This window comes from Azospirillum agricola (assembly GCF_017876095.1).
Taxonomy (GTDB): domain Bacteria; phylum Pseudomonadota; class Alphaproteobacteria; order Azospirillales; family Azospirillaceae; genus Azospirillum; species Azospirillum agricola.
The window spans coordinates 79,560-102,095 of sequence record NZ_JAGINM010000017.1 but is presented as its reverse complement, the minus strand read 5'-3'; the positions used below and the strand labels follow the sequence as shown (position 1 = coordinate 102,095).

The following is a 22,536-nucleotide window of genomic DNA, read 5'->3' as shown; positions in this document are numbered from 1 at the left end:
GAGGGTGCGGAGCCGCCTGCTCATCCTCGACGACAAGGGCGGCTTTCCGGCCTCGCTGCTGGCCAAGAGTTGCCGCTGGCACACTCCTGATCGGCGTAATTGAGGCAAATTCCGTTGTTGCAGCTCCCATGTTGGGAGTGTGGCGGATTAGGGGGTGGCATCATCTGGGCCGTGATTTTCTTGAGAGCGCCGTAGTTAAAAATATATATCTATATAGTCGGTGACTTGGCTGCATGGGTTTCCCATATCTGGCTCTCTCATTCTCCAATATTTTCTGTTTTCTGTTATGGCAAATCTGACTTTATGGTTTCTTGTGCATGTGTTGCCTCCATTAAGAAAATAAATTCTCATATTTATTTCCCCATTAAAGAAAAATTCCTTATTATTTATTTCTGTAATAACGCCATCCAAGGAAACGAAATCGTCTTCGTGCCCTTTGTATCCTCCCTGGCGCCCTTTTAACGTGATGATGCCGTTCTTTTCCGTTACGGACACTCGGCCGATGGGGCTTTTGTCAAGCCATTGCAGCGTCAGGCCATGATTGCCCATGATCTTCGCCTTCGAAGCCTTGTCCGTCACAATCGTTGATGCGATCGGCTTTTCAGGCTCCCCAGGCCGATCCTGGCGGTTCGGCGCCGGTGGTGAAGCCAGCACCAGCGTCACCCGCGCGTTCGAGACGCCGCCGCCGTCCTCCTGGGCGCTGTATTCGAACGACACCTCACCGCCCCCGCCGTCCAGGGGGGCCGTATAGGTGAGGCTTTGGCCGCCTTCGCCGATCTCCGCCCGGCCGCGCTGCACCCCGCCCACGGAAACCACCCGCAGCCGGCCGCCGTTCGTCCCGCTGTCATTGTCCAGCACGGGCAGGCGGTAGGATTTTCCAGGCTCCAGCGACACCCAGCGATCGTTGGCCAGGCGAGGGTTGGAGATTTTTTGCGTCGCCGTCGCCGTCGCCGTCGCCGGGGGCGGCAAGAGGAAAACGTCGCGCGACGGCAGCCGGTCGACCACTTCGGGCCGCTGCTTTCCGTCCGTGGTCCTTTCCACTTCCTCCCGCACCGCCGCGAACAGCTTGCGCAGATCGAGTTGCGGGTTTTCGGCCGGCGGGTGGTCGAGCACGTCGATCAACGCCGCGGCGTAGGGGCTGTTTCTGCCGGTGCCGTCGAACGCGACCTCCCCCGGCATCGCCGCCAGCGCAACCACCGATCCTCCCGAAAGAGCACGGCTGTCGATCCGCGCCATGCCGCGCGAGGCGCCCAGGGAGCGGCCCAGTTGCCCGGCGGAACGCGCCAGCCTGTCGCCGAACGGATTGTTGCGGCAGGCGTCGAGGATCACCGCGTTGACGGTGCCGCGCATCTGCGACAGCGCCGCCTCGAGTCGCACGGTTTCGAGATCGGCGTCGCTCAAATCCTCCAGCCGCGCATCCACCGGGACCAGCAGGTTGATGCCGTCGATCTGGACCCCATGGCCCGAATAGTAGATCACCGCCAGCCGCGCCCCCTGGGAACGGATGCGGAAATTCCTCAAGGCCCGTTCCAGCGCGCCCTTGTCGGTGTCCAGCACCAGGCCCTCGTCGCCCGGACCAAGGTCGAAACCGCGCCGCTGCAAGGCCGCCGCGACGGCGCGGGCGTCGTTGATCGGGTTGGCCAACGCCCCGCCATGGCGATAGGCGTTGTTGCCGATCACCAGCGCCACCTTGTCGGTGGCCCGCGCCGGCGACGCGCCGGTGAAAAGCGCGATGGCGAGGATACAGGCGACAAGCCGACCGCACATGCCCGGGCATCTCCGCATTGGTTCGCTTTAACCGATGGGAGGACTTTCTATCATCGAGAGCGGTCGGCGTCACGCGAACTCAAAAAGCGATCGTGCTGGGCGCCGGCTCGTCTTGCGGCCCGTGGCTTGCGTGCGTCACCCCACGGGCTTGACGCCGTGATATTCCTTGTACCATTCGACGAAGCGGGGCAGCCCGACCTCGATCGGGGTCCTGGGCTCGAAGCCGAGGTCGCGGCGGCTGGCCTCGATGTCGGCGGCGGTCTCCGGCACGTCGCCGGCCTGGAGCGGCTCCATGATCTTCACCGCCTCGCGCCCCAGCGACTCCTCCAGGATGCCGATGAAGCGCATCAGATTCTCGCAGCGGTTGTTGCCGAGGTTGTAGACCCGGTGCGGCGCGCCGGTCTCCGCATCCGGCGGTGCCGGGCGGTCGAGGGCGGCCAGCACGCCGGCGGCGATGTCCTCGACGAAGGTGAAGTCGCGCTTCATCCTGCCGCCGTTGAAGACACGGATCGGCCGCCCGGCGACGATCGCGTCGGCGAACAGGTAGGCCGCCATGTCCGGGCGCCCCCAGGGGCCGTAGACGGTGAAGAAGCGCAGCCCCGTCGCCGGGATCCGGTAGAGGTGGCTGTAGGAGAAGGCCATCATCTCCGCCGCCTTCTTGGTCGCGGCGTAGATCGACATCGGGCTGTCGACCCGGTCCTCGACCGAGAAGGGCATCTTCTTGTTGGCGCCGTACACCGAGGAGGTCGAGGCGTAGACGAGATGCTCGAGCTTCGGCATCCGCCGCGCCGCCTCCAGCAGGGCGACCTGCCCGGTGACGTTGGCGTCGACATAGGCGTAGGGGTTCTCCAGCGAGTAGCGCACCCCGGCCTGGGCCGCCAGATGCACCACCCCGGTCACGTCCTGGAACTGCGGCCACAGCCCCTCGACCGTCGCGCGGTCGGCGACGTCGGCCTTGACGAAGCGGAAGCCGGGCCGGGCCTGGAGCCGGGCCAGCCGCGCCTCCTTCAGCGCCACCGAATAATAGTCGTTGAGGTTGTCGAGGCCGAGCACGCTCTGCCCTCGGTCCAGCAGGGCCGCCGCGACGTGCGAACCGATGAAGCCGGCGGCGCCGGTGACGAGGATGGTCATGGTCTGCTGGCCTCTTGCGGCAACCGAAGCTGTGGGTGCGCCTTCGCGTCCCGCACGCGTCTTATGCCCGACCGCCTTCCGCCGCGCCAGCCTTCAAAGGCTGGTCGCACGGCTTGACAGCGCCTTTGCCATCCCGGTCTACTGCGCCGACACCCGATACCAAGGACCGATGGGACGCGACCATGCCCCCCAAGAAGAACCCGCTGAACCTGAACCCGCTGCAACTCCGCACCCTGACCCTGTTGCAGGAGATCGCCCGGCTGGAGGACAAGCCCGCCGAGGGTGAGGAGGGCGCCTTCCTCATCACCGGCCTGCCGCACGCGCATGGCAACCACTTCCACCTCGGCCACGCCGTCGTCGCCGCCAAGGATGCCACCGGCCTCCAGAACGACGCCGTCTGGACCATCCTGGAGCGCAAGGGCATCGTGAAGCGCGAGCCGGGCCGCGCCGTGCTGACCGCCGTCGGCGTCGGCTACGACACCGGCCTGCGCGACGAGATCCTGCACCACTCCGACCACTGACAAGGCGGGGGTAGCGTCCGTGTGCGGCTTCTGCGGCTTCCTGCTCGACGCGGACGGGCGCGCCGCCTCCGCCGTGACCGCCGCCGGCGGCTTCGCGGCGGTGGTCGGCCGCATGAACGACCGCATCGCCCATCGCGGCCCCGACGGCGACGGCCTGTGGGCCGACGAGGCCGCCGGAGTGGCGCTGGGGCACCGGCGCCTCGCCATCGTCGAGCTGTCGCCGCTCGGGCGGCAGCCGATGGACTCGGCCGACGGGCGCTACGTCATCGCCTACAACGGCGAAATCTACAATTTTCTGGAGCTGCGCGCCGAGCTGGAGTCCGCCGGCCACCGCTTCCGAGGCCAGTCCGACACCGAGGTGCTGGTCGAGGCCTGCGCCGCCTGGGGCATCGGGCGGGCGGTGCGCCGGCTGGTCGGCATCTTCGCCTTCGCCCTGTGGGACCGCCATGAGCGCGCGCTGACGCTGGTCCGCGACCCGCTCGGGGTGAAGCCGCTCTATTGGACGCGGCAGAACGGCGCGTTGCTGTTCGGCTCGCAGCCCAAGGCGCTGCGCGCGCATCCGGCCTTCACCGCCGGCCTCGACCGCGACGCGCTGGCCGCCTATCTGCGCTTCAGCTACGTCCCGGCGCCGCACAGCATCTTCGAGGGTGTGCGCAAGCTGGAGCCCGGCCGCATCCTCACCGTCCGTCCCGGCCGCGAGCCGGAGGAGACGGTCTATTGGGACGTCGCCACGGCGGCGTGCGACGGTCTGGCGAACCCGCTGGCCCTGTCCGACGCCGAGGCGATCGACGCGCTGGAGGAGCTGCTGTCCGACGCGGTCGGGCGGCAGATGATGGCCGACGTGCCGCTCGGCGCCTTTCTGTCGGGCGGGGTGGACAGCTCCGCCGTGGTGGCGCTGATGGCCCGGCGCAGCGACCGGCCGGTGCGCAGCTTCACCATCGGCTTCCGCGAGGGCGGCTACGACGAGGCCGAGGCCGCCCGCGCCGTCGCCCGCCATCTCGGCACCGACCACACCGAGCTGGTGGTCGAGCCGCGCCACGCGCTCGACACCATCCCGAACCTGCCGGAGTGGTACGACGAGCCCTTCGCCGACAGCTCGCAGATCCCGACCGTTCTGGTGTCGCAACTGACCCGGAAATCCGTCACCGTCGCCTTGTCCGGCGATGGGGGGGACGAGCTGTTCGCCGGCTACAACCGTTACCTCTGGGGCGATTCGGTGTGGCGCCGCATGGCGCCGCTGCCGCCGGGGCTGCGTCGGACCGCGGCCGGAATGATCCAGGCGGTACGGCCCGGTGGCTGGGATGCCCTGTTCGGGCTGCTGCCGGAGGGCCGCCGCCCGCGCCAGCCCGGCGACAAGCTGCACAAGCTGGCGGGTGTCTTGGCCTCTCCGGAACCGGACGCGCTCTACCGCCGATTGGTGTCGCAGTGGGACGATCCCGACGCGCTGGTCCGTGGCGGGCGCGAGCCCAAGGGACTGGTCTGGGATGCGGAGCTTGCCCGGCGGATTCCAGGCTTCGTTCCGCGCATGCAACTGCTCGACAGCGCCACCTATCTGCCGGACGACATCCTCGCCAAGGTGGACCGCGCCAGCATGGGCGTCGGGCTGGAGGCGCGGGTGCCGCTGCTCGACCACCGGGTGGTGGAGTTCGCGTGGCGGGTGCCGCTGTCCCAGAAGATCCGGGGCGGGCAGGGCAAATGGCTGCTGCGCCAGCTGCTGTACCGCCATGTTCCGAAGGAACTGATCGAACGGCCGAAATCCGGCTTCGCCGTGCCGATCGACGCGTGGCTGCGCGGCCCCCTGCGGGACTGGGCGGAGGATCTGCTGAGCGAGTCCGCTCTGCGCTCGGAGGGCTGGTTCGATCCCGCAACGATCCGCGCCTGCTGGACCGAGCATCTGTCCGGAACCCGGAACAACCAGCACAGGCTCTGGAACGTGCTGATGTTCCAGGCCTGGACCCGCCATTGGGCGCGCTCCGCCGCCGCCGCCCCGCTCGCCGCCTGATGCCCTGACGATCCTCCGATGACCGACGAGACCGAAACCCCCGCCCCGCCGAAGGGCAAGCCCGCCGCCAACAGCCGCGACGACCGTCTGGCCGCGCGGCTGCGCGAGAATCTGCGCAAGCGCAAGGAGCAGGCACGGCAAAGGGACAAGGCGGAGTAGGCGTCCGCCTTTCGGTGACGGCAAGACGTCATTCGTTCGTCCGCGTCCTGGCCGGGCTTGTCCCGGTCATCCACGGGCAACCGTCACAGGAGGATTTGCGGCCGTGGATGCCCGGCACAAGGCCGGGCGTGACGAAGAGGAAGGCGTCGCGGCCGTTCCTGGGGTGTTTCCTTACCCCAGCGTCTTGCGGAACCAGATCTGCTTGTGCCCCTCGGGGTAGCCGTCCAGCTCGGCCCAGACCTCGTAGCCGTGCCTGGGGTAGAAGTCCGGCGCCTGGAAATCGTAGGTGTAGAGTCGCGACCAGCGGCAGCCGCGCGCCAGCCCCTCCGCCTCGGCCGCCGCCAGCAGGCGGGAGCCGACGCCGCCGCGCCGTCCCCCCTCGGCGATCCACAGCTGATCGACGTAGAGCCAGTCCCACTGGGTGTAGCCGGCCAGACCGCCGAGCAGCGTCCCGTCGGCGTCGTGGGCGACGATGGTCACGTCGCGCCGGTCGGGCGCGCGTCCGGAGGCGGCTTCGTTGTAGCGCTTCAGCCCATTGAGGATGCTTGCGGCATCGGCGGAATCGGAGGCGTTCGTGAGGGACAGCGTGATGGAATCGTCGGTCATGGCCGCGATCCTAGCGGCTCGCCGGCCAAGGGCAAAGACCCTTGCCCCCGGCCCCCGCGATATTCCCGCCATGCGCGCCTGCCCCATTTCCTGTCCTTGAGCGGCCGGGCCGGCTCCGCTACAAACGGCCCTCGACCCCACACTTTCGATACGTCAAGGAGTTCCCCGATGGGCATCATGCCGGACAGCTGGATCCGCGAGATGGCCGAGACCAAGGGCATGATCGAGCCCTTCGTCGAGACGCAGAAGCGCGAGGGCGTCATCTCCTACGGCGTGTCGTCCTACGGCTACGACGCGCGGGTGGCCGACGAGTTCAAGATCTTCACCAACGTCGACAACGCGCTGGTCGATCCCAAGCGCTTCGATGACAGCAGCTTCGTCGACCGCAAGACCGACGTCTGCATCATCCCGCCCAACAGCTTCGCGCTGGCCCGCACGGTGGAGTATTTCCGCATCCCGCGCGACGTGCTGGTGATCTGCCTGGGCAAGAGCACCTACGCCCGCTGCGGCCTGATCGTCAACGTGACCCCGCTGGAGCCGGAGTGGGAAGGCCACGTCACGCTGGAGATCTCCAACACCACGCCGCTGCCCGCGAAGGTCTACGCCAACGAGGGCCTCTGCCAGTTCCTGTTCCTCAAGGGGGACAGCGTCTGCGAGGTGTCCTACGCCGACAAGTCCGGCAAATACATGGGCCAGAAGGGCGTGACGCTGCCGCGTCTCTGATCCTCCGCGTCCGGTTTCCCCATCTCCCGCAAGGCACAGGTCCCCATGGACAAGATCCGCATTCGCGGCGGTCGCCCGCTCAACGGCTCCATCACCGTCGGCGGCGCCAAGAACGCGGCGCTGCCGCTGATGACCGCCTCGCTGCTGAGCGACGAGACGCTGACGCTCACCAACCTGCCGATCCTCGCGGACATCAACACGCTGTGCAACCTGCTGCTCCAGCACGGCGTCGCGATCCACATGGCGGGGGCGGGGGGCGACTGCGCCGGGCGGGCGGTGGACTTCACCGCGCGCGACGTCACCAACACCACGGCGCCCTATGATCTGGTGCGCAAGATGCGCGCCAGCGTGCTGGTGCTGGGGCCGCTGCTCGCCCGCTGCGGCGAGGCCAAGGTGTCGCTGCCCGGCGGCTGCGCCATCGGCGCGCGTCCGGTGGACCTGCACATCAAGGGCCTGGAGGCGATGGGCGCCGAGATCCGGATCGAGGGCGGCTACATCGTCGCCAAGGCTCCGGCCGGCGGCCTGCGCGGCGCGGAATACGTCTTCCCCAAGGTGTCGGTGGGCGCCACCGAGAATCTGCTGATGGCGGCGACCCTGGCGAAGGGGACCACCATCCTGGTCAACGCGGCGCGCGAGCCGGAAGTCACCGACCTCGCCGAATGCCTGGTCAAGATGGGCGCGCGGATCAGCGGCATCGGCACCGACCGTCTGGTGATCGAGGGCGTCGACCGGCTGCACGGCGCCCGCCACATGGTGGTGGCCGACCGCATCGAGACCGGCACCTACGCGATGGCGGCGGCGATGACCGGCGGGCGTCTTGACATCATGAACACGCGTCTCGATCTGATCAAGGCGGCGGTCAAGGCTCTGGCCCCCGCCGGTGTCGCCTTCGAGGAGATCGAGAACGGAATCCGCGTGTCCCGCGCCAATGGCGAGCTGCACGGCGTCGACGTGATGACCGAGCCCTATCCCGGCTTCCCCACCGACCTCCAGGCCCAGATGATGGCCCTGATGTGCGTGGCGTCGGGGGCGGCGATGATCACGGAGACCATCTTCGAGAACCGCTTCATGCACGCGCCGGAACTGACCCGCATGGGCGCGCGGATCACCGTGCACGGCTCGTCGGCGCTGGTGCGCGGGGTGGAGCGGCTGACCGGCGCGCCCGTCATGGCGACGGACCTGCGGGCCTCGGTCTCGCTGGTGCTCGCCGGCCTGGCGGCGGAGGGGGAGACGGTGGTCAACCGCGTCTACCACCTCGACCGCGGCTACGAGCGGGTGGAGGAGAAGCTCGCCGCCTGCGGGGCCGACATCGAACGCATTCACGGCGGCGAGGACTGAGCCCTCCCGCCCAACCGAGAGGTGCCATGACCGCTGCCCCCGCTGCCCCGATCCGCCTGCGCGCGGAGGACGACGAGGATCTGAAGGTCGTCTCCGCCTGCCTCCAGGACGCCATCCTGCCCATCGGCGACATGGGATTCCTGCCGGACGAGAAGCGTTTCGTCATGGTGGTGAACCGTTTCCGCTGGGAGAGCGCCGCCCGGCCGCGTCCCGGCCCCACGGCCGACGACGACGATCTGGCGCCCTTCGAGCGGGTCCATTGCGGGGTTCGGGTCGAGGGGATCACCGGCGTCAAGCTGCGCGGCATCGACGTGAAGGATCGCGGGCAGATCCTGGAGCTGCTGTCGCTGGAGACGGTGGAGGGCGGGGTCGCCCTGCATTTCGCCGGCGGCGGCTGCGTCCGGCTCGACGGCGCCGGCTGGCGCCTGCTGGTCGAGGATCTGGGCGAACCCTGGCCGACCGGCTGCAAGCCCAGCCATGTGTTGGAGGGGTAGGGGGCGAGATTCGATTGCCCACCCCCGCTGGGCGGGGGTGGGGGGTGGTTCAAGAACTCTCCCTACCGCTCCGCCACCTGGGTGTCGTCGCGCATCCGGCGCACCACCTCCGTGGCGGTCACCTTGACCGTCACCGTGTCCTCGTCCTCGCCCGGGCTGAGCTGCGAGCGGCGCAGCGTGAAATAGCGGTGGCCGACGTCCAGCATGCCGCTGGCCTCGACCAGCACGACGGCGTCCTTGTGGTCCGTGGTTTCCGAGACCGAGGCGATCTGTCCCAGCTCCTCGCCGAGCAGGCCGGTGACCTCCAGGCCGGTCAGGTCGCGCGCGTGCAGCGATTCCCCGGCAAGGGCCGACTCGGGCCAGGCGAATGGCAGGGTTGCGGCCACGACAAGGGTCGCGAAAGCGTTGCGGAGTCGCATGGTTGGGCGCTCCCGTCTGTGAGTGTGATCCTTATGCAACGATCAACATGGGAATTGCCGGCGGGTTCCAAGGGAACGATCCAGGGGTAAGCCGGTTGCTGGAGGCTTGAGACCAACAGCGAGGAGGCCCCCATGGCTCAGAACCTGACCGGCAAGACCGTGGCCGTGCTCGCCACCGACGGCTTCGAACAGGTGGAACTGACCGAACCGGTGAAGGCCCTGCGCGACGCGGGCGCCACGGTTCACGTCGTCGCCCCGAAACCCGGCCAAATCCAGGGCTGGAACCATCACGACAAGGGCGACATGGTTGCGGTCGACACGGTGCTCGACCAAGCCGACGCCGGCCGCTACGACGCGCTGATGCTGCCGGGCGGCGTCATCAACCCCGACGCCCTGCGGCTGGAGCCGAAGGCCATCGACTTCATCAAGAGCTTCGCCCAGGCGGGCAAGCCCATCGCCGCGATTTGTCACGGCCCCTGGACGCTGATCGATGCCGGCGCCGTGAAGGGCCGGCGGCTGACGTCCTGGCCGTCGCTGAAGACCGACCTGACCAACGCCGGGGCGACCTGGGTTGACGAGACGGTGGTCACCGACCGCGGCCTCGTCACCTCGCGCAAGCCGGACGATCTGGCCGCCTTCTGCCCCAAGATGATCGAGGAGTTCGCCGAGGGCCGGCACGACCGCCAACGCCACGCGGCGGAGTGATCGTGGAGCGGAAAGGGCGCCGGCAATCCCGGCGCCCTTTCTCCTTGCATCGGAGCGCCGCGCTCAGGCGGTGATGAGCGGCGACAGCCCGTTCTGGATCGCCCACACCGCCGCCTGGGTGCGGTTCTGGGCGTTGATCTTCCGCATCACGTTCTTGAAATGCATCTTCACCGTCGATTCGGTGATGTGCAGGTTGCGGGCGATGGCCTTGTTCGACTGGCCGGCCAGCAGGCAGCGCAGGATCTGCACCTCGCGCTTCGACAGGTCGCCGTTGGAGACGGCCGCCGCGACCGGCTGCGGGGTGGGGCGCTCGTTGCTGGCGGCCATCAGCAGGCTCGCCACATGGGTCGGGTAGACCACCTCGCCCAGCATGACCAGTTGCAGGGACCGCAGCAGCGACTCGCTGGACATGCTCTTGTTCAGATAGGCGTCCGCCCCGGCCTTCAGCGACAGCGACAGGGAGCGGTCGGCGATGGTGTCGGCCAGCACGACGATGCGGGCCTGGGTGGCGGCGCGCAGGCGCTTGATGCCGGCGATCTCCTCCGCCAGCCCGTCCTGGAGGGCCAGCACGATCACGTCCGGGGCGGCGCCGGCCGCGATGTCCTCCAACGCGTCGTCGGCGCTCAACGCATGGGTGCCCACATGGAATGGGCCGCCGGCGATCAGCGTCGCGAGCGCCGCCGAGAACAGCCGGTCGTGATCCACCAGCATGACGTTCCACGTCTTCATAGACTCTCCTCCGCCGCGCCGTCCCCAGTCCCGTACCCGGTCCGGCGCTTCGTGAATGCCCGCCCCGCGTTCGAATTTCCGGAAAGGAAAAATACAATCAATATTGTCCGGAAAAAGCGGGCTTTACGCTTGATGACCCGATGATTTATACGGATGTCCGTTGACAGACGCAAGGCGCGACGGTGAAATCGACGATAATGATTTCGATTTTGTCGGAAATCCGTGCCAGTTGAACTGTCCAATCTTTCGGAGTAGTCGGGGGTCTTGGCGCTTCGAAAGAAGGTCTTCCGGTTTTTGGCCAATCGTTGTCTTTGGCCGATCTGGAGAACGACCGGATGCCATGTGGGGATACAATGGAGATAACGCTGCAAACCCGCGGCTTTGAGCGTGTCGCGACCGAAGCGGCACCGACCTTCCTGGTGGTCGACGATCATCCTCTCGTGCGGCATGGCTTCGCGCTCTCCGTTGGCGAAATCCATCCCCACGCCCGTGTCCTGGAGGCGGGGTCCCTCGACGAGGCGATCGCGCTGGCCCGGCGCACGCCGGACCTGACCCTGGTGCTGTTCGACCTCGGTCTGGGCGGGGCGGGCGATGAAGCGGATGATCGTTCGGAGGCGGCCGGGGACGGGGGCCATCCCGGTGTCCGCCGGATGATCGACGCGCTGGGCAGCGTGCCTCTGCTGGTGATCTCCGGGTCCGACGAGGTGTCGGACATCGTCGACAGCGTCCGCCTGGGCGCGCGTGGCTACATCCTGAAGACCAGCTCGGCCGAGGTGCTGGAGCACGCCATCTCGCTGGCGCTGAGCGGGGACATCTTCCTTCCCCTGCCGCGCGCGGTGCTGAGCAGCGCCGTGGTGAGCGATCCGGTGCGGCCGGCCTCCGGCATCCTCGACCGCCTGACCGACCGCCAGCGCGACGTCTTCCAACTCCTGCTGGCCGGCCACTCCAACAAGGAGATCGCCCGCGGGCTCGGCGTGCTGGAGGGCACGGTGAAGGTGCATGTCCGCGCCATCATGCAGAAGCTCGGCGTGCGCAACCGCACCCAGGTCGCGGTGGTGGCCGCACGCAGCGGCTGCTTCTCCGGCGAGGCGTAGGACGACGACAGGACGTTCCGCATATTGTCCGTCGCGCCACCAAAAGGTAACTTTCGGAACGGGAAAGAGGAAGGTTCGCAACAAGAATCCATTCGGCTGCCGACCCTCGGCGCCATCATCGCCACGCAACCCAGAGGAGGTTCCGCGCATGCCCACCCGGCCCGTCCGCGCCGTCACGCGCAACCAGCGCATCCACACGGTTCCGGCCTCCGCGACGGTGCGCACCGCCGCGCATGTGATGAAGGAACACCGCATTGGCGCCCTGATGGTGGTGGAGGGGGAGCGGCTGATCGGCATCTTCACCGAGCGCGACGCCCTGTTCCGCGTGCTGGCCGGCGGGCTCGATCCCGACCGGACGCGGGTCGGCGAGGTGATGACCGCCGATCCGACCACGGTGTCGCCCGACCAGTCCGTGATGCACGCGCTGCATCTGATGCATGAGGGCGGTTTCCGCCACCTGCCGGTCGCCGAGCGGGGGATGCCCGCCGGGATGGTGTCGATCCGCGACGCGCTGGGCGTCGAGCTGTCGCGCTTCGAGCGGGAGGTCCACGACCGCGAGGTCATCGCCGAGATCCTCGGCTGATCCCGCGCCGACACCGCGGGTTGCGCCGCCCCGTTCCCTTCCGGCAGACTGCGGTCGCCACAGGGGAGGGGAGCGGGACAGCGTGCTTCAGACGATCGAGGGGATGGCCGGCGGGGTGACGACCACGGGCCGGGCGGTTCCGGCCGGCGAGCAAAAGAAGGTCGCGGTGCATGGCGCCGCGACCGTTCGTTTCGAGCACCGCCACGGCGAGACCCGGTTGGCGACCCTCTACCACCACGACCCGCTGCGGGTGCTGCTGCCGACACCGCGCCGGGGCGACGTTCCCATCGCCGTGCTGGCGACGACCTCCGGCGGGATGGTCGGCGGCGACCGCATGGACATCGACCTGTCGGCCGGGCCGGGCGCGCGGGCGCTGGTGACGACGCAGGCGGCGGAGAAGGTCTACCGCTCCACCGGCGCCGACTGCCGCATCGACACGCGCGTGGCGGTTGAGGCCGGGGCGTGGCTGGAGTGGATGCCGCAGGAGGCCATCGTCTTCGAGGGCTCGCGCCTGCGCCGGCTGACCCGGCTGGAACTGGCGGGCGATTCCCGGCTGATCGCCGGCGAGATGCTGGTCTTCGGCCGCGCCGCCTTCGGGGAGACGGTCACGCGCGGCCTGATCCGCGACGCCTGGGAGGTGGTCCGCGACGGCCGGGCGGTCTGGGCCGACGCCCTGCATCTGGATGGCGACATCGCCGAGACCCTGAACCATCCCGCCGGCTTCGGTGGGGCGGGAGCCTGCGCGACCCTGCTGCACGCCGCGCCCGACGCGGCGGACCGGCTGGACGCGGTGCGCGCGCTGGCGGACGGAGCCGCCCAGCAGGACGGGTACGCGCGGGTCGGGGCGACGGCCTTCGACGGGTTGCTGGTGGTGCGCATCCTGGGCGGCGACGCCCGCGCGGTGCGCCGGGCCTACATGGTCCTCTGGTCGGGCCTGCGCGCCGAGGCGGCCGGCCTGCCGACGCGGCTGCCGCGTCTCTGGGAGGTGTAAGGGGTAACAGCCGGCCTCAATCCGCCGCCATGGCGGCCGGCGCCGGCGTTTCCACCCGGTCCGCCCCCTCGCGCAGCAGCAGGGCATAGCGGCGGGTCAGCCAGACGATGCGCTCGAACAGGGCGGTCTGGGCGACCAGCGCCTGCTGGACCGCCGGGGCCGGCGGGTCGTCGCCGCGCAGCAGGGACCGGCGGATGCGCCCCATCAGCTCGCCGCGGTCGCCGGTCAGCCCGACCAGCAGCGACACGCCGTCGTGGTCCGGGTCGGCGGCGGTGTCGGCGAGGCTGGAGAGCAGCGCGTGCAGGCTCTCCGCCATTTGGGAGGGAAGCGGGTGATGGTGCAGCGCCTCCGGCGCGTCGTGGATCTGGCGGACCAGCTCGTGCACGCTGTCGTGGAGCGACACCAGGATTTCCAGCCGGTTCTGCTGGGCGATGGCGCGCACCAGCGTGCCGCGCGGCAGGTCGCCGCCGATCAGCTCGGTCTGGAAGGCCTCGACGGCGCGGGCGACGGCGGTCATGCTCTCGTGCAGCGCGCCGAAGGGGATCGGGTCGGGGGTGTCCGGCTCGGCCCGCACGCAGTCCAGATAGTCCGGCAGGTGGCGCAGCAGGCGGAGCTGCTCCTTCCCGGCCAGCGGCAGGGCGCTCTCGGGATCGATCAGCGCCTCGTCGGACAGGTAGCGCGGGCGCGACAGCTCCTCCGTCTCGGTCGGCGGCGACCAGCGGGCGAGCAGCCGCTCCGCCACGCCGAAGACCGGCAGCAGGACCAGCGCCGGCACCACCTGGCACAGCACGAAGACCCAGGCGACGCGCTCCGGCAGGCCGTCGGCCACCGAATCGATGGCGTGGCGCAGCATCGGCAGGCCGGTGCCGTCCTCCAGCAGGAACAACGGCAGCAGGATCGCGACCCCCAGCGCCTTGAACAGCGCCTGGAAGATGGCGAGCTGCCCGGCCCGCCCGTCGAGGTTGCCGCCGAGCAGCAGCGTCGTCAGGCCGGAGCCGAGGCTCGCCCCCAGCACCAGCAGGATGGTCTCGCGCTCGCCGAACAGGCCGGCGCCGGCCATGGTGACGGCCAGCACCGCCACCGTCGCCGAGGATTGCGCCACCAGCGTGATCGCCGCCCCGATCAGCAGCAGCAGGAAGTCCGACGAGGCGGCGAACAGCAGGGCGGCGCGCATCGCCGGGACGTCGCGCAGCGGCCCGGCCCCGGCCTTCATCAGCTGCAACCCCAGGAACAGGATCCCCAGCCCCAGCAGCGCGCCGACCAGATGGCGGTAGCGCGCCGAGCGGTCGAGGTCGAGGTAGAAGCACAGCCCGGTGACGCCCAGCACATGGAGCACCGCCAGCCGCAGGTCGACCGCCGTCAGCGCCACCAGCACGGCGGTGCCGAGGTTGGCCCAGCCGACCAGCGGCATCGCCTGCCGCATGGTGACGGCGCCCGCCGTGATCAGGTTGATGACGATGAAGGTGGCGGCGTTGGTGCTCTGGGTCAGGACGCCGAGCAGAGTGCCGGCGACGGCGGCGCTCAGCGGGTTGGCGGTGGCCTTCGCCAGCACGGCGCGGAAGCGGCGTCCGGCCATGTGTTGGAGGTTGCGGCCGATCAGCTTCACCCCGGTGAAGAACAGCCCGAGCCCGCCGAACAGCGTGGCGACGATGTCCATGATCGCTCCGCTCCCCGTCCGTCAGCCGCGCCGCCCGACCGCGCGGCCCAGCGCCACCGCGATCAGCAGCAGGCCGAGCAGCGCGCTGGCGATGGCGACCACCCGCGTGCCGGTGTAGCGCTCGGCCGCCGCCGCCGCGAGGTCGCCTTGCCGGGCCTTGGCGTGGGCGCGGGTCGATTCGGCGATGGCGTCGATGGCGCTGTCCAGCGGCCGGTCGATGCCGCGCACCGCGCGGTCGGCCGCCGCCGCGTCGCCGCCGGGTGCGGTCGGGTCGAAGCGGGTCAGCGCCTGCCGGTAGCGCTCGCCCAGCGCCGCGTGGTCGCGGATCACCGCCTCCACGGCTCCATGGTCGAGTCCCAGGGCGGGGGCGATGGCCTGGAGGCGGGCCAGCGCCTCGCCGACCCGGCGCTCCTGCCCGGCGAAACGGTCGAGGTAGCGGCGGTTCTCCTCCGGGTCGCTGCCGCGCAGCAGCAGGTTCTTCCACTCCTGCACCTGGATCTTGAAGGCGACCTGCGCCTCGCGCGCGGTGTCGAGCGCCTCGATCAGGCTGGACTGGGTGGCGTGCCCGGCCTCGTCGGCCTTGCGGGCGTAGTCGATGGCGAAGAGGCCGACGAGGCTGTTGACGATGAACACGGCGACCAGCGCGCCGGCGAGCGCCACCACGGGCCGCCGCCCGCCGCCGGCCCTGTAGCGCGGCCGTTCGCCGGAAGACCCTGCCGCCTGCGTCATCTCATGAACCCCACTTGCGCGACTGCGTTCGGCCGTTCCTGTACGCGCGGCGGCGCGGAGCGGCAAGTTACGGTCCTGTGACAGCCCCGCCTCCGCTCCCGCTCGCGGCCCATCCCCGGCCAAGTCCCTGATACGTCATACGACGCACTTGGCGCGACGCGGCAACGTGGCATAATCCCCGGCAACGAACAGGGCGGCAAAAGGCAATTCCCCGATGAACCTGACAGGGCGCGAGAAGGACAAGCTGCTCGTCGCGATGGCCGCGATGGTGGCCCGGCGGCGGCTGGAGCGCGGCGTGAAGCTGAACCATCCCGAGGCGGTCGCCCTCATCACCGACTTCGTGGTCGAGGGCGCGCGCGACGGCCGGACCGTCGCCGAGCTGATGCGCGACGGCGCCACCGTGCTGACGCGCGAGCAGGTGATGGAGGGCATCCCCGAGATGATCCACGACATCCAGGTCGAGGCGACCTTCCCCGACGGGACCAAGCTCGTCACCGTCCACCAGCCGATCCGTTGAGGGGAGTTCCAACCCATGAAACCCGGTGAGATCCTCCCGGCGTCCGGCGAGATCGTGCTGAACGCCGGCCGCGCGACGGTCGAGCTCGACGTCGCCAACGCCGGCGACCGGCCGATCCAGGTCGGTTCGCACTACCATTTCCACGAGACCAACGCGGCGCTGACCTTCGACCGCGAGCGGGCGCGCGGCTTCCGGCTGGACATCCCCGCCGGCACGGCGGTGCGCTTCGAGCCGGGGCAGACCCGCCGCGTCACGCTGGTCGCCTACGACGGCGACCGGGTGGTGATCGGCTTCAACCGCAAGGTCAACGGCGCCCTCTGACGGGCCTGTCCAGCAAGGGGCGAACCAGACATGGCGTACCGCATCGACCGGGCCGAATACGCGGCCCTCTACGGTCCCACCACCGGCGACCGCGTCCGGCTGGCCGACACCGACCTGATCGTCGAGGTCGAGCGCGACCACACCGTCTACGGCGAGGAGGTCAAGTTCGGCGGCGGCAAGGTGATCCGCGACGGCATGGGCCAGTCGCAGCGCTCGCGCCAGCAGGGCGCCGTCGACACGGTGATCACCAACGCGCTGATCATCGACCATTGGGGCATCGTCAAGGCAGACATCGGCATCACCGGCGGGCGCATCGCCGCCATCGGCAAGGCCGGCAACCCCGACGTCCAGCCCGGCGTGACCATCGTCGTCGGCCCCGGCACCGAGGTGATCGCCGGCGAGGGCAAGATCGTCACCGCAGGCGGCATCGACGCCCACATCCACTTCATCTGCCCGCAGCAGGTCGACGAGGCGCTGAACAGCGGCGTCACCACCATGCTGGGCGGCGGCACCGGGCCGGCGGCCGGCACCTCGGCCACCACCTGCACGCCGGGGCCCTGGCACATGGAGCGCATGCTCCAGGCGGCGGAAGGGCTGCCGATCAACCTCGGCTTCTTCGGCAAGGGCAACGCCAGCCGGCCCGACGCGCTGATCGAGCAGGTCGCCGCCGGCGCCTGCGGCCTGAAGCTGCACGAGGATTGGGGCACCACGCCGGACGCCATCGACACCTGCCTGTCGGTGGCCGACCAGCTCGACGTCCAGGTGGCGATCCACACCGACACGCTGAACGAGTCGGGCTTCGTCGAGGACACCATCGCCGCCTTCGCCGGCCGCACCATCCACGCCTTCCACACGGAAGGGGCGGGCGGCGGCCACGCGCCGGACATCATCAAGGTGGCCGGGCTGCCCAACGTGCTGCCCAGCTCGACCAACCCGACGCGGCCCTTCACCGTCAACACGGTGGACGAGCATCTCGACATGCTGATGGTCTGCCACCATCTCAGCCCGCGCATCCCCGAGGACGTCGCCTTCGCCGAGAGCCGCATCCGCCGCGAGACCATCGCGGCGGAGGACATCCTGCACGATCTCGGCGTCTTCTCGATGATCAGCTCGGACAGCCAGGCGATGGGCCGGCTGGGCGAGGTGGTGCTGCGGACCTGGCAGACCGCGCACAAGATGAAGGTCCAGCGCGGCCGGCTGCCGCAGGAGACCGGCGACAACGACAATTTCCGGGTCAAGCGCTACATCGCCAAATACACCATCAACCCGGCGCTGTCGCACGGCATCGGCCATGCGGTGGGCTCGGTCGAGGTCGGCAAGCTCGCCGATCTGGTGGTGTGGTCGCCGGCCTTCTTCGGGGTCAAGCCGGACATGGTGCTGAAGTGCGGCACCATCGCGGCGGCGCTGATGGGCGACCCCAACGCCTCGATCCCGACGCCGCAGCCGGTGCATTACCGCCGCATGTTCGGCTCCTTCGGGCGGTCGTTGCAGGCGAGCAGCGTGACCTTCGTCAGCGGCAAGGCGCTGGAGCTGGAGGTCGGCCGCCAGCTCGGCCTGCACCGCGAGCTGATCGCCGTGCAGGGCACGCGCACCGTCGGCAAGAAGGACATGATCCACAACGCCGAGATGCCGCGCATCGAGGTGGATCCGGAAACCTACGAGGTGCGGGCCGACGGGCAACTGCTGACCTGCGAGCCGGCGGCGGTCCTGCCGATGGCGCAGCGCTATTTCCTGTTCTGAGGTTGGTCTCCCTCTCCCGGGGCGGGAGAGGGCATGGACGGCAAGAGGTTTCCATTCGTGATCGGTGTCTTTGATTCGGGCCATGGCGGGTTGACGGTGCTGCGCGCGCTGGTGGATGCGGCTCCCGGACGGCCCTTCGTCTATCTCGGCGACCACGCCGCCGCTCCCTATGGGCCGCGCGACGACGGGGACATCCACCGCCTCACCATCCGGGGGATGGAGCATCTCTTCGCCCAGGGCTGCCGGCTGGTGGTCATCGCCTGCAACACCGCCGCCGCCGTGGCGCTGCGGCGGTTGCAGCAGGAGTGGCTGCCGACGGCCCATCCCGGCCGCAACGTGCTGGGCGTGCTGGTGCCGATGGTCGAGGCGATCACCCGCGTGCCCTGGATGATCGACACCGTGCCGCCCGACCATCTGGGCGAGCCGCGCACCGTCGGCGTCTTCGCGACGCAGGCGACGGTCAACTCCGGCTCCTTCCCGCGCGAGATCGGCAAGCGGGCGCCCTCGGTCCGCGTCGTGCAGCAGGCCTGCCCCGATCTGGTCCCGCTGATCGAGCGCGGGGCGCCCGACGAGGTCCTCGCGCCGGTCGTGGCCGGCTACGTCGCGGCGCTGCTGGAGCGGCTGGGCGGCCAGCCGCTCGACACCGTGGTGCTCGGCTGCACCCATTACCCGCTGGTGGAGCGCCTGTTCCTGCGGGCGCTGCCGCCGGGGGTCGAGGTGCTGTGCCAGCCGACGCTGACCGCCCGCTCGCTGGAGCAGTATCTGGAGCGCCACCCCGAATACCGCCCGGCCGCCGGCGAGCATGGCGTGCGTTTCTTCACCACCGGATCGGCGCCGCTGGTCAGCGAACTGGCCGGGCGCTTCTTCGGCCACCCGACTCCTTTCGAACGGCTCTCACCATGAACGATCTTTCCCGCCGCGCCACCCGCGTCCACGCCCGCGGCCACTGGCCGCTGGAGCGCGCGTCCGGCACCGTGACGCTGGCCTTCGACGACCGCCACCGGCGGCGCATGGCGATGACCGACGATGCCGGCGGCGGCTTCCTGCTCGACCTGCCGCGCGCGGTGGCGCTGGACGACGGCGACGGGCTGGAGCTTGGCGACGGCGGCATCCTGCGCGTCGTCGCGGCGCCCGAGGAGTTGATGGAGGTCCGCGTCGCCGGTCCGGCCGAGTCCTTCGCGCGGATCGCCTGGCATCTCGGCAACCGGCATCTGCCGGTGCAGATCGTCGGCGACACCATCCGCCTGCGCCGTGACCATGTGATCGCGGACATGCTGCGCGGGCTCGGCGCCGAGGTGCGCGACGTGCATCTGCCCTTCATGCCGGAGGGCGGGGCTTATGGCGGGCACGCGCATGGTGGCGGGCATGGGCACGATCATGGGCACGGACATGATCACGGGCATGCCCATGGGCATTCGCATGAGCATTGACGTTATGCCCTCTCCCGTCCCGGGAGAGGGAATCAACGCCCACGCGCTGACCCGCCTGCTCGCCTGGTTGTCGCCGTCCTTTCCGGTCGGCGGCTTCTCCTACAGCCACGGCATCGAGGCGGCGGTCGAGCAGGGGCTGGTGCGGGACCGCGCCTCGCTGACCGTCTGGCTCGACGGCATTCTGCGCCACGGCGCCGGGCGCACCGACGGCATGCTGTTCGCCGCCGTCCACCGCGCGGTGCGCGCCGGCGACGAAGCCGCCTTCGTCTGGGCTGTGGAGCGCGCCGACATCCTGCGCGCCTCGTCGGAGACCGCGCTGGAATCGCGCGCCCAGGGGCAGGCCTTCCTGATCGCCATCCGCGCCGCCTGGCCGCTCGACGGGCTCGCCCGCTGGGACGGCGTCCTGACCGCCATCGGACGGCCGCCGGCCTACGCCGTCGCCGTCGCCCTGGTCTCCGCGCTCATCGGCGTCGCCGAGGGGCCGGCGCTCGCCGCCTATCTGCACGCCTTCGCCGCCAACCTCGTCTCCGCCGGGGTGCGGCTGGTGCCGCTCGGCCAGACCGACGGGCAGCGGGCGCTGGCGGGGCTCGACCCGATCACCCACGCGGCGGCCGGGGCCGTCCTCGCGACACCGCTCGACGATCTCGGCGGCCGGGCGATGGCCGTCGACTGGACCTCGATGATCCACGAAACCCAATACACGAGGCTTTTCCGCTCATGAGCACGCTTCCCGCTATCGAGAAGAGCCACGCCGGACCCTTGCGCGTCGGCATCGGCGGCCCGGTCGGCTCCGGCAAGACGGCGCTGACCGACGCGCTGTGCAAGCGCATGCGCGACGATTGGGAAGTCGCCGCCATCACCAACGACATCTACACCAAGGAGGACGCCGAGTTCCTCACCCGCTCCGGCGCGCTGAAGCCCGAGCGCATCATGGGGGTGGAGACCGGCGGCTGCCCGCACACGGCGATCCGCGAGGACGCCTCGATCAACCTCGCCGCCGTCGACACGATGAACGCGACGTTCCCCGAGCTCGACCTGATCTTCATCGAATCGGGCGGCGACAACCTCGCGGCGACCTTCTCGCCGGAGCTGGCCGACATCACCATCTACGTCATCGACGTGTCGGCCGGCGACAAGATCCCGCGCAAGGGCGGGCCGGGCATCACCCGCTCCGACCTGCTGGTCATCAACAAGATCGACCTCGCCCCGCTGGTCGGCGCCAGCCTGGAGGTGATGGACCGCGACGCCCGCAAGATGCGCGGCGACCGCCCCTTCGTCTTCACCAACATCAAGACCGGGCAGGGGCTGGACGCGGTGCAGTCCTTCATCGTCCAGCGCGGCGGCCTGCCGCTTCCCGGCTGACCGGAGCCCGGCCGCCCGACAAAACCCCCGGCCGACAAAACCGGGCGGCCTCCGGGTAAACACGGAACCTCCGGCTTGACCGTGCTGTTCATTCAGCACGCGATGTTCCGAGCCGGAGGAGTCCCTTGATGAAACGCCCGCTGCTTGGCGCTGCCCTGACGATGGCCGCGCTGGGGGTATTGTCCGCCGCGACGCCGGCGCTGGCCGCCGATGGCTGCACCGAGGGACTCGACCGGCTCGGCCAGCGGGTCGCCGCGCTGGAGGCCGCCGGGCCGGGAACCCCCGCCCCCGTCACCCCGCAGGAAACCGCCCAGCTCCGGGCGCTCCAGCAGACCGCGCAGCGCGTGGCGCAGACCGGCAACGCGCCGGCCTGCCTCGCCATTCTCGGCGAGGCCGACGCCCTGCAAGGCTCCATCGAGCACCCGCGCGCCGTCGCCGCAGACGATCTGGCGAAGGCCAGGCTGCGCGGCGCCGACGGTGCCGAACTGGGCAAGATCTCCGAACTGGTGATCGATCCCAACAGCGGCCGCGTCGCCTACGCCGTCGTCGAGATGGGTGGTTTCCTCGGCATCGGCGACGCCCATGTGCCGGTGCCGTGGGCGCTGTTCCAGCCGGCCGCCAACAACGATGGCCCCAACAAGGACGGCTATGTCCTGAACGTGCCGAAGGACCGGCTGGCCGGGGCGCCGCGCTTCAGCGGCTCCAGCCGGCCGGACATGGGCGATCGGCAATGGGCGATGGCGGTCCACACCTATTACGGCGTGCCGCCCTATTGGATGCGCGATTCCGCCGCGCTGGCGGCGGCCGGCGGGCCGATGGCGCAGCCGGCCCCGCTCCAGCAGGAGGTGCAGCGGCTGTCGCAGGAGGTCGCGCGCCTGAACGCCGAACTGACCCAGGCGCGCGCCGCCTCCGGGGGCAGCGCCGCGTCCGACACGGCGGGCGGGCAGAGCGGCGCAGCACAGCCGTCATCCCCGCAGCCGCCGACCGCCAACCAGTGACCCGACGAGCTTGAGCAAAGCAGGAGGACCAGCCATGGCACTCTCGACCATCACGGACAATTTCGACCACGGCGTCAACAGCGGCCACAGCATCAACGTCGGCCACACCGAACGGCTGGTGTCCCTGGTCGGCGGGGGGCTTCTGGCGGTGCTGGGGCTGCGCCGCGCCGACACGGCGGGGGCGGCGCTGGCGCTGGCCGGCGGCGCCCTGGTGGCGCGCGGCCTCACCGGCTACTGCCCGGTCAAGGGCATGATGGCCGGCTGGGGGCACGACCACCGCGCCTTTCCCGCCCAGGACGTCGAGGAGGGGCGCAACCAGTTCTCACGCCATCCCGGCGACATCTACGACACCGATCCCGAATGCGAGACGGTGGACGAAGCGTCGCAGCAATCCTTCCCGGCCAGCGATCCACCCTCCTTCAATCCGGGCGTCGCCCGCTGATCCTGGGAAATTCCAAGAAACGGCCTCCCGGCATCCGATCGGGAGGCCGTTTCCTTGATATGGATCAATGAAGGCGGA

The 22,536-nt window shown here is 69.9% G+C and carries 26 protein-coding genes; 19 read left to right on the top strand and 7 right to left on the bottom strand.

Translation table 11 applies throughout. From position 1 onward, the window contains the following. Positions 1 to 195: 195 nt before the first annotated feature. Positions 196 to 1,767 carry a caspase family protein gene (locus J2847_RS23340; RefSeq protein WP_209781201.1) on the bottom strand — a complete coding sequence of 524 codons (1,572 nt, stop codon included), beginning with the start codon at positions 1,765 to 1,767 and terminating at the stop codon, positions 196 to 198. 135 nt (positions 1,768 to 1,902) lie between these two features. Then, the gene (locus J2847_RS23335; protein WP_209781200.1) at positions 1,903 to 2,898 is read right to left on the bottom strand and encodes an SDR family NAD(P)-dependent oxidoreductase; all 996 of its coding nucleotides are present in this window, start codon (positions 2,896 to 2,898) and stop codon (positions 1,903 to 1,905) included. A gap of 182 nt (positions 2,899 to 3,080) precedes the next feature. Here J2847_RS23335 and J2847_RS23330 point away from each other — a divergent pair, with 182 nt between their 5' ends. Genes J2847_RS23330 through J2847_RS23320 form a run of 3 tightly spaced genes read left to right on the top strand, consistent with a single transcriptional unit; the run spans position 3,081 to position 5,580 of the window. After that, positions 3,081 to 3,419 (top strand): hypothetical protein, encoded by a 339-nt coding sequence (locus tag J2847_RS23330; RefSeq protein WP_085556021.1) that lies wholly within the window; start codon positions 3,081 to 3,083, stop codon positions 3,417 to 3,419. 19 nt (positions 3,420 to 3,438) lie between these two features. Next, positions 3,439 to 5,421 carry an asparagine synthase (glutamine-hydrolyzing) gene (gene asnB / locus J2847_RS23325; RefSeq protein ID WP_209781199.1) on the top strand — a complete coding sequence of 661 codons (1,983 nt, stop codon included), beginning with the start codon at positions 3,439 to 3,441 and terminating at the stop codon, positions 5,419 to 5,421. Positions 5,422 to 5,439: 18 nt separating this feature from the next. Further along, the gene (locus J2847_RS23320; RefSeq protein WP_179166210.1) at positions 5,440 to 5,580 is read left to right on the top strand and encodes a hypothetical protein; all 141 of its coding nucleotides are present in this window, start codon (positions 5,440 to 5,442) and stop codon (positions 5,578 to 5,580) included. Between the two features lie 171 nt (positions 5,581 to 5,751). On the opposite strand, the gene J2847_RS23315 is transcribed toward J2847_RS23320, so the two are convergent. Next, a complete protein-coding gene (locus J2847_RS23315; protein ID WP_209781198.1) occupies positions 5,752 to 6,186 on the bottom strand; it encodes a GNAT family N-acetyltransferase in 435 nt (144 codons plus the stop codon). Positions 6,187 to 6,354: 168 nt separating this feature from the next. Here J2847_RS23315 and dcd point away from each other — a divergent pair, with 168 nt between their 5' ends. Genes dcd through J2847_RS23300 form a run of 3 tightly spaced genes read left to right on the top strand, consistent with a single transcriptional unit; the run spans position 6,355 to position 8,741 of the window. Continuing rightward, positions 6,355 to 6,909, top strand: a complete 555-nt coding sequence (dcd, locus tag J2847_RS23310) for a dCTP deaminase (protein ID WP_209781197.1) — start codon at positions 6,355 to 6,357, stop codon at positions 6,907 to 6,909. Positions 6,910 to 6,954: 45 nt separating this feature from the next. Further along, entirely contained in the window at positions 6,955 to 8,247 is a 1,293-nt protein-coding gene (gene murA, locus J2847_RS23305) for a UDP-N-acetylglucosamine 1-carboxyvinyltransferase (protein WP_209781196.1), read from the top strand. 26 nt (positions 8,248 to 8,273) lie between these two features. After that, positions 8,274 to 8,741, top strand: coding sequence for a DUF2948 family protein (locus J2847_RS23300; protein ID WP_209781195.1), 468 nt, complete (start codon positions 8,274 to 8,276; stop codon positions 8,739 to 8,741). 62 nt (positions 8,742 to 8,803) lie between these two features. Here J2847_RS23300 and J2847_RS23295 read toward each other — a convergent pair whose 3' ends face one another. Further along, complete coding sequence (locus J2847_RS23295; protein ID WP_209781194.1) at positions 8,804 to 9,160, bottom strand: hypothetical protein; 357 nt, start codon at positions 9,158 to 9,160, stop codon at positions 8,804 to 8,806. Between the two features lie 132 nt (positions 9,161 to 9,292). Between J2847_RS23295 and J2847_RS23290 the strand changes: the two genes are divergently transcribed. Next, a complete protein-coding gene (locus tag J2847_RS23290) occupies positions 9,293 to 9,865 on the top strand; it encodes a type 1 glutamine amidotransferase domain-containing protein (protein ID WP_209781193.1) in 573 nt (190 codons plus the stop codon). Between the two features lie 63 nt (positions 9,866 to 9,928). On the opposite strand, the gene J2847_RS23285 is transcribed toward J2847_RS23290, so the two are convergent. Next, entirely contained in the window at positions 9,929 to 10,594 is a 666-nt protein-coding gene (locus J2847_RS23285; RefSeq protein ID WP_085556029.1) for a LuxR C-terminal-related transcriptional regulator, read from the bottom strand. A gap of 353 nt (positions 10,595 to 10,947) precedes the next feature. Here J2847_RS23285 and J2847_RS23280 point away from each other — a divergent pair, with 353 nt between their 5' ends. The 3 genes from J2847_RS23280 (at position 10,948) to J2847_RS23270 (ending at position 13,262) form a co-directional block, all read left to right on the top strand. Then, a complete protein-coding gene (locus J2847_RS23280; RefSeq protein ID WP_209781192.1) occupies positions 10,948 to 11,688 on the top strand; it encodes a LuxR C-terminal-related transcriptional regulator in 741 nt (246 codons plus the stop codon). A gap of 148 nt (positions 11,689 to 11,836) precedes the next feature. Then, positions 11,837 to 12,271 (top strand): CBS domain-containing protein, encoded by a 435-nt coding sequence (locus J2847_RS23275; protein ID WP_209781191.1) that lies wholly within the window; start codon positions 11,837 to 11,839, stop codon positions 12,269 to 12,271. A gap of 82 nt (positions 12,272 to 12,353) precedes the next feature. Beyond that, the gene (locus J2847_RS23270) at positions 12,354 to 13,262 is read left to right on the top strand and encodes an urease accessory protein UreD (protein ID WP_325169468.1); all 909 of its coding nucleotides are present in this window, start codon (positions 12,354 to 12,356) and stop codon (positions 13,260 to 13,262) included. A 16-nt stretch (positions 13,263 to 13,278) separates the two neighbouring features. On the opposite strand, the gene J2847_RS23265 is transcribed toward J2847_RS23270, so the two are convergent. After that, complete coding sequence (locus J2847_RS23265) at positions 13,279 to 14,919, bottom strand: Na/Pi symporter (protein ID WP_209781190.1); 1,641 nt, start codon at positions 14,917 to 14,919, stop codon at positions 13,279 to 13,281. A 21-nt stretch (positions 14,920 to 14,940) separates the two neighbouring features. Next, a complete protein-coding gene (locus tag J2847_RS23260) occupies positions 14,941 to 15,648 on the bottom strand; it encodes a hypothetical protein (protein WP_209781189.1) in 708 nt (235 codons plus the stop codon). Between the two features lie 214 nt (positions 15,649 to 15,862). Here J2847_RS23260 and J2847_RS23255 point away from each other — a divergent pair, with 214 nt between their 5' ends. The 9 genes from J2847_RS23255 (at position 15,863) to J2847_RS23215 (ending at position 22,458) form a co-directional block, all read left to right on the top strand. After that, positions 15,863 to 16,165: an urease subunit gamma gene (locus J2847_RS23255; RefSeq protein WP_085556034.1), complete on the top strand. Its 303-nt coding sequence runs from the start codon at positions 15,863 to 15,865 to the stop codon at positions 16,163 to 16,165. A gap of 15 nt (positions 16,166 to 16,180) precedes the next feature. Further along, positions 16,181 to 16,486, top strand: coding sequence for an urease subunit beta (locus J2847_RS23250; protein ID WP_209781188.1), 306 nt, complete (start codon positions 16,181 to 16,183; stop codon positions 16,484 to 16,486). Between the two features lie 30 nt (positions 16,487 to 16,516). Then, complete coding sequence (ureC, locus tag J2847_RS23245) at positions 16,517 to 18,226, top strand: urease subunit alpha (protein WP_209781187.1); 1,710 nt, start codon at positions 16,517 to 16,519, stop codon at positions 18,224 to 18,226. Between the two features lie 57 nt (positions 18,227 to 18,283). Then, a complete protein-coding gene (gene murI / locus J2847_RS23240) occupies positions 18,284 to 19,129 on the top strand; it encodes a glutamate racemase (RefSeq protein ID WP_209781186.1) in 846 nt (281 codons plus the stop codon). Next, positions 19,126 to 19,656: an urease accessory protein UreE gene (locus tag J2847_RS23235; protein ID WP_209781185.1), complete on the top strand. Its 531-nt coding sequence runs from the start codon at positions 19,126 to 19,128 to the stop codon at positions 19,654 to 19,656. Before murI ends, J2847_RS23235 begins: the two co-directional genes overlap by 4 nt. 4 nt (positions 19,657 to 19,660) lie before the next feature. Further along, positions 19,661 to 20,377 carry an urease accessory protein UreF gene (locus J2847_RS23230; protein ID WP_233474731.1) on the top strand — a complete coding sequence of 239 codons (717 nt, stop codon included), beginning with the start codon at positions 19,661 to 19,663 and terminating at the stop codon, positions 20,375 to 20,377. Beyond that, positions 20,374 to 21,018, top strand: a complete 645-nt coding sequence (ureG, locus tag J2847_RS23225) for an urease accessory protein UreG (RefSeq protein WP_209781184.1) — start codon at positions 20,374 to 20,376, stop codon at positions 21,016 to 21,018. Before J2847_RS23230 ends, ureG begins: the two co-directional genes overlap by 4 nt. A 128-nt stretch (positions 21,019 to 21,146) precedes the next feature. After that, entirely contained in the window at positions 21,147 to 22,016 is an 870-nt protein-coding gene (locus J2847_RS23220; protein ID WP_209781183.1) for a PRC-barrel domain-containing protein, read from the top strand. Positions 22,017 to 22,050: 34 nt separating this feature from the next. After that, a complete protein-coding gene (locus J2847_RS23215) occupies positions 22,051 to 22,458 on the top strand; it encodes a YgaP-like transmembrane domain (protein ID WP_085556042.1) in 408 nt (135 codons plus the stop codon). Positions 22,459 to 22,536: the final 78 nt, after the last annotated feature.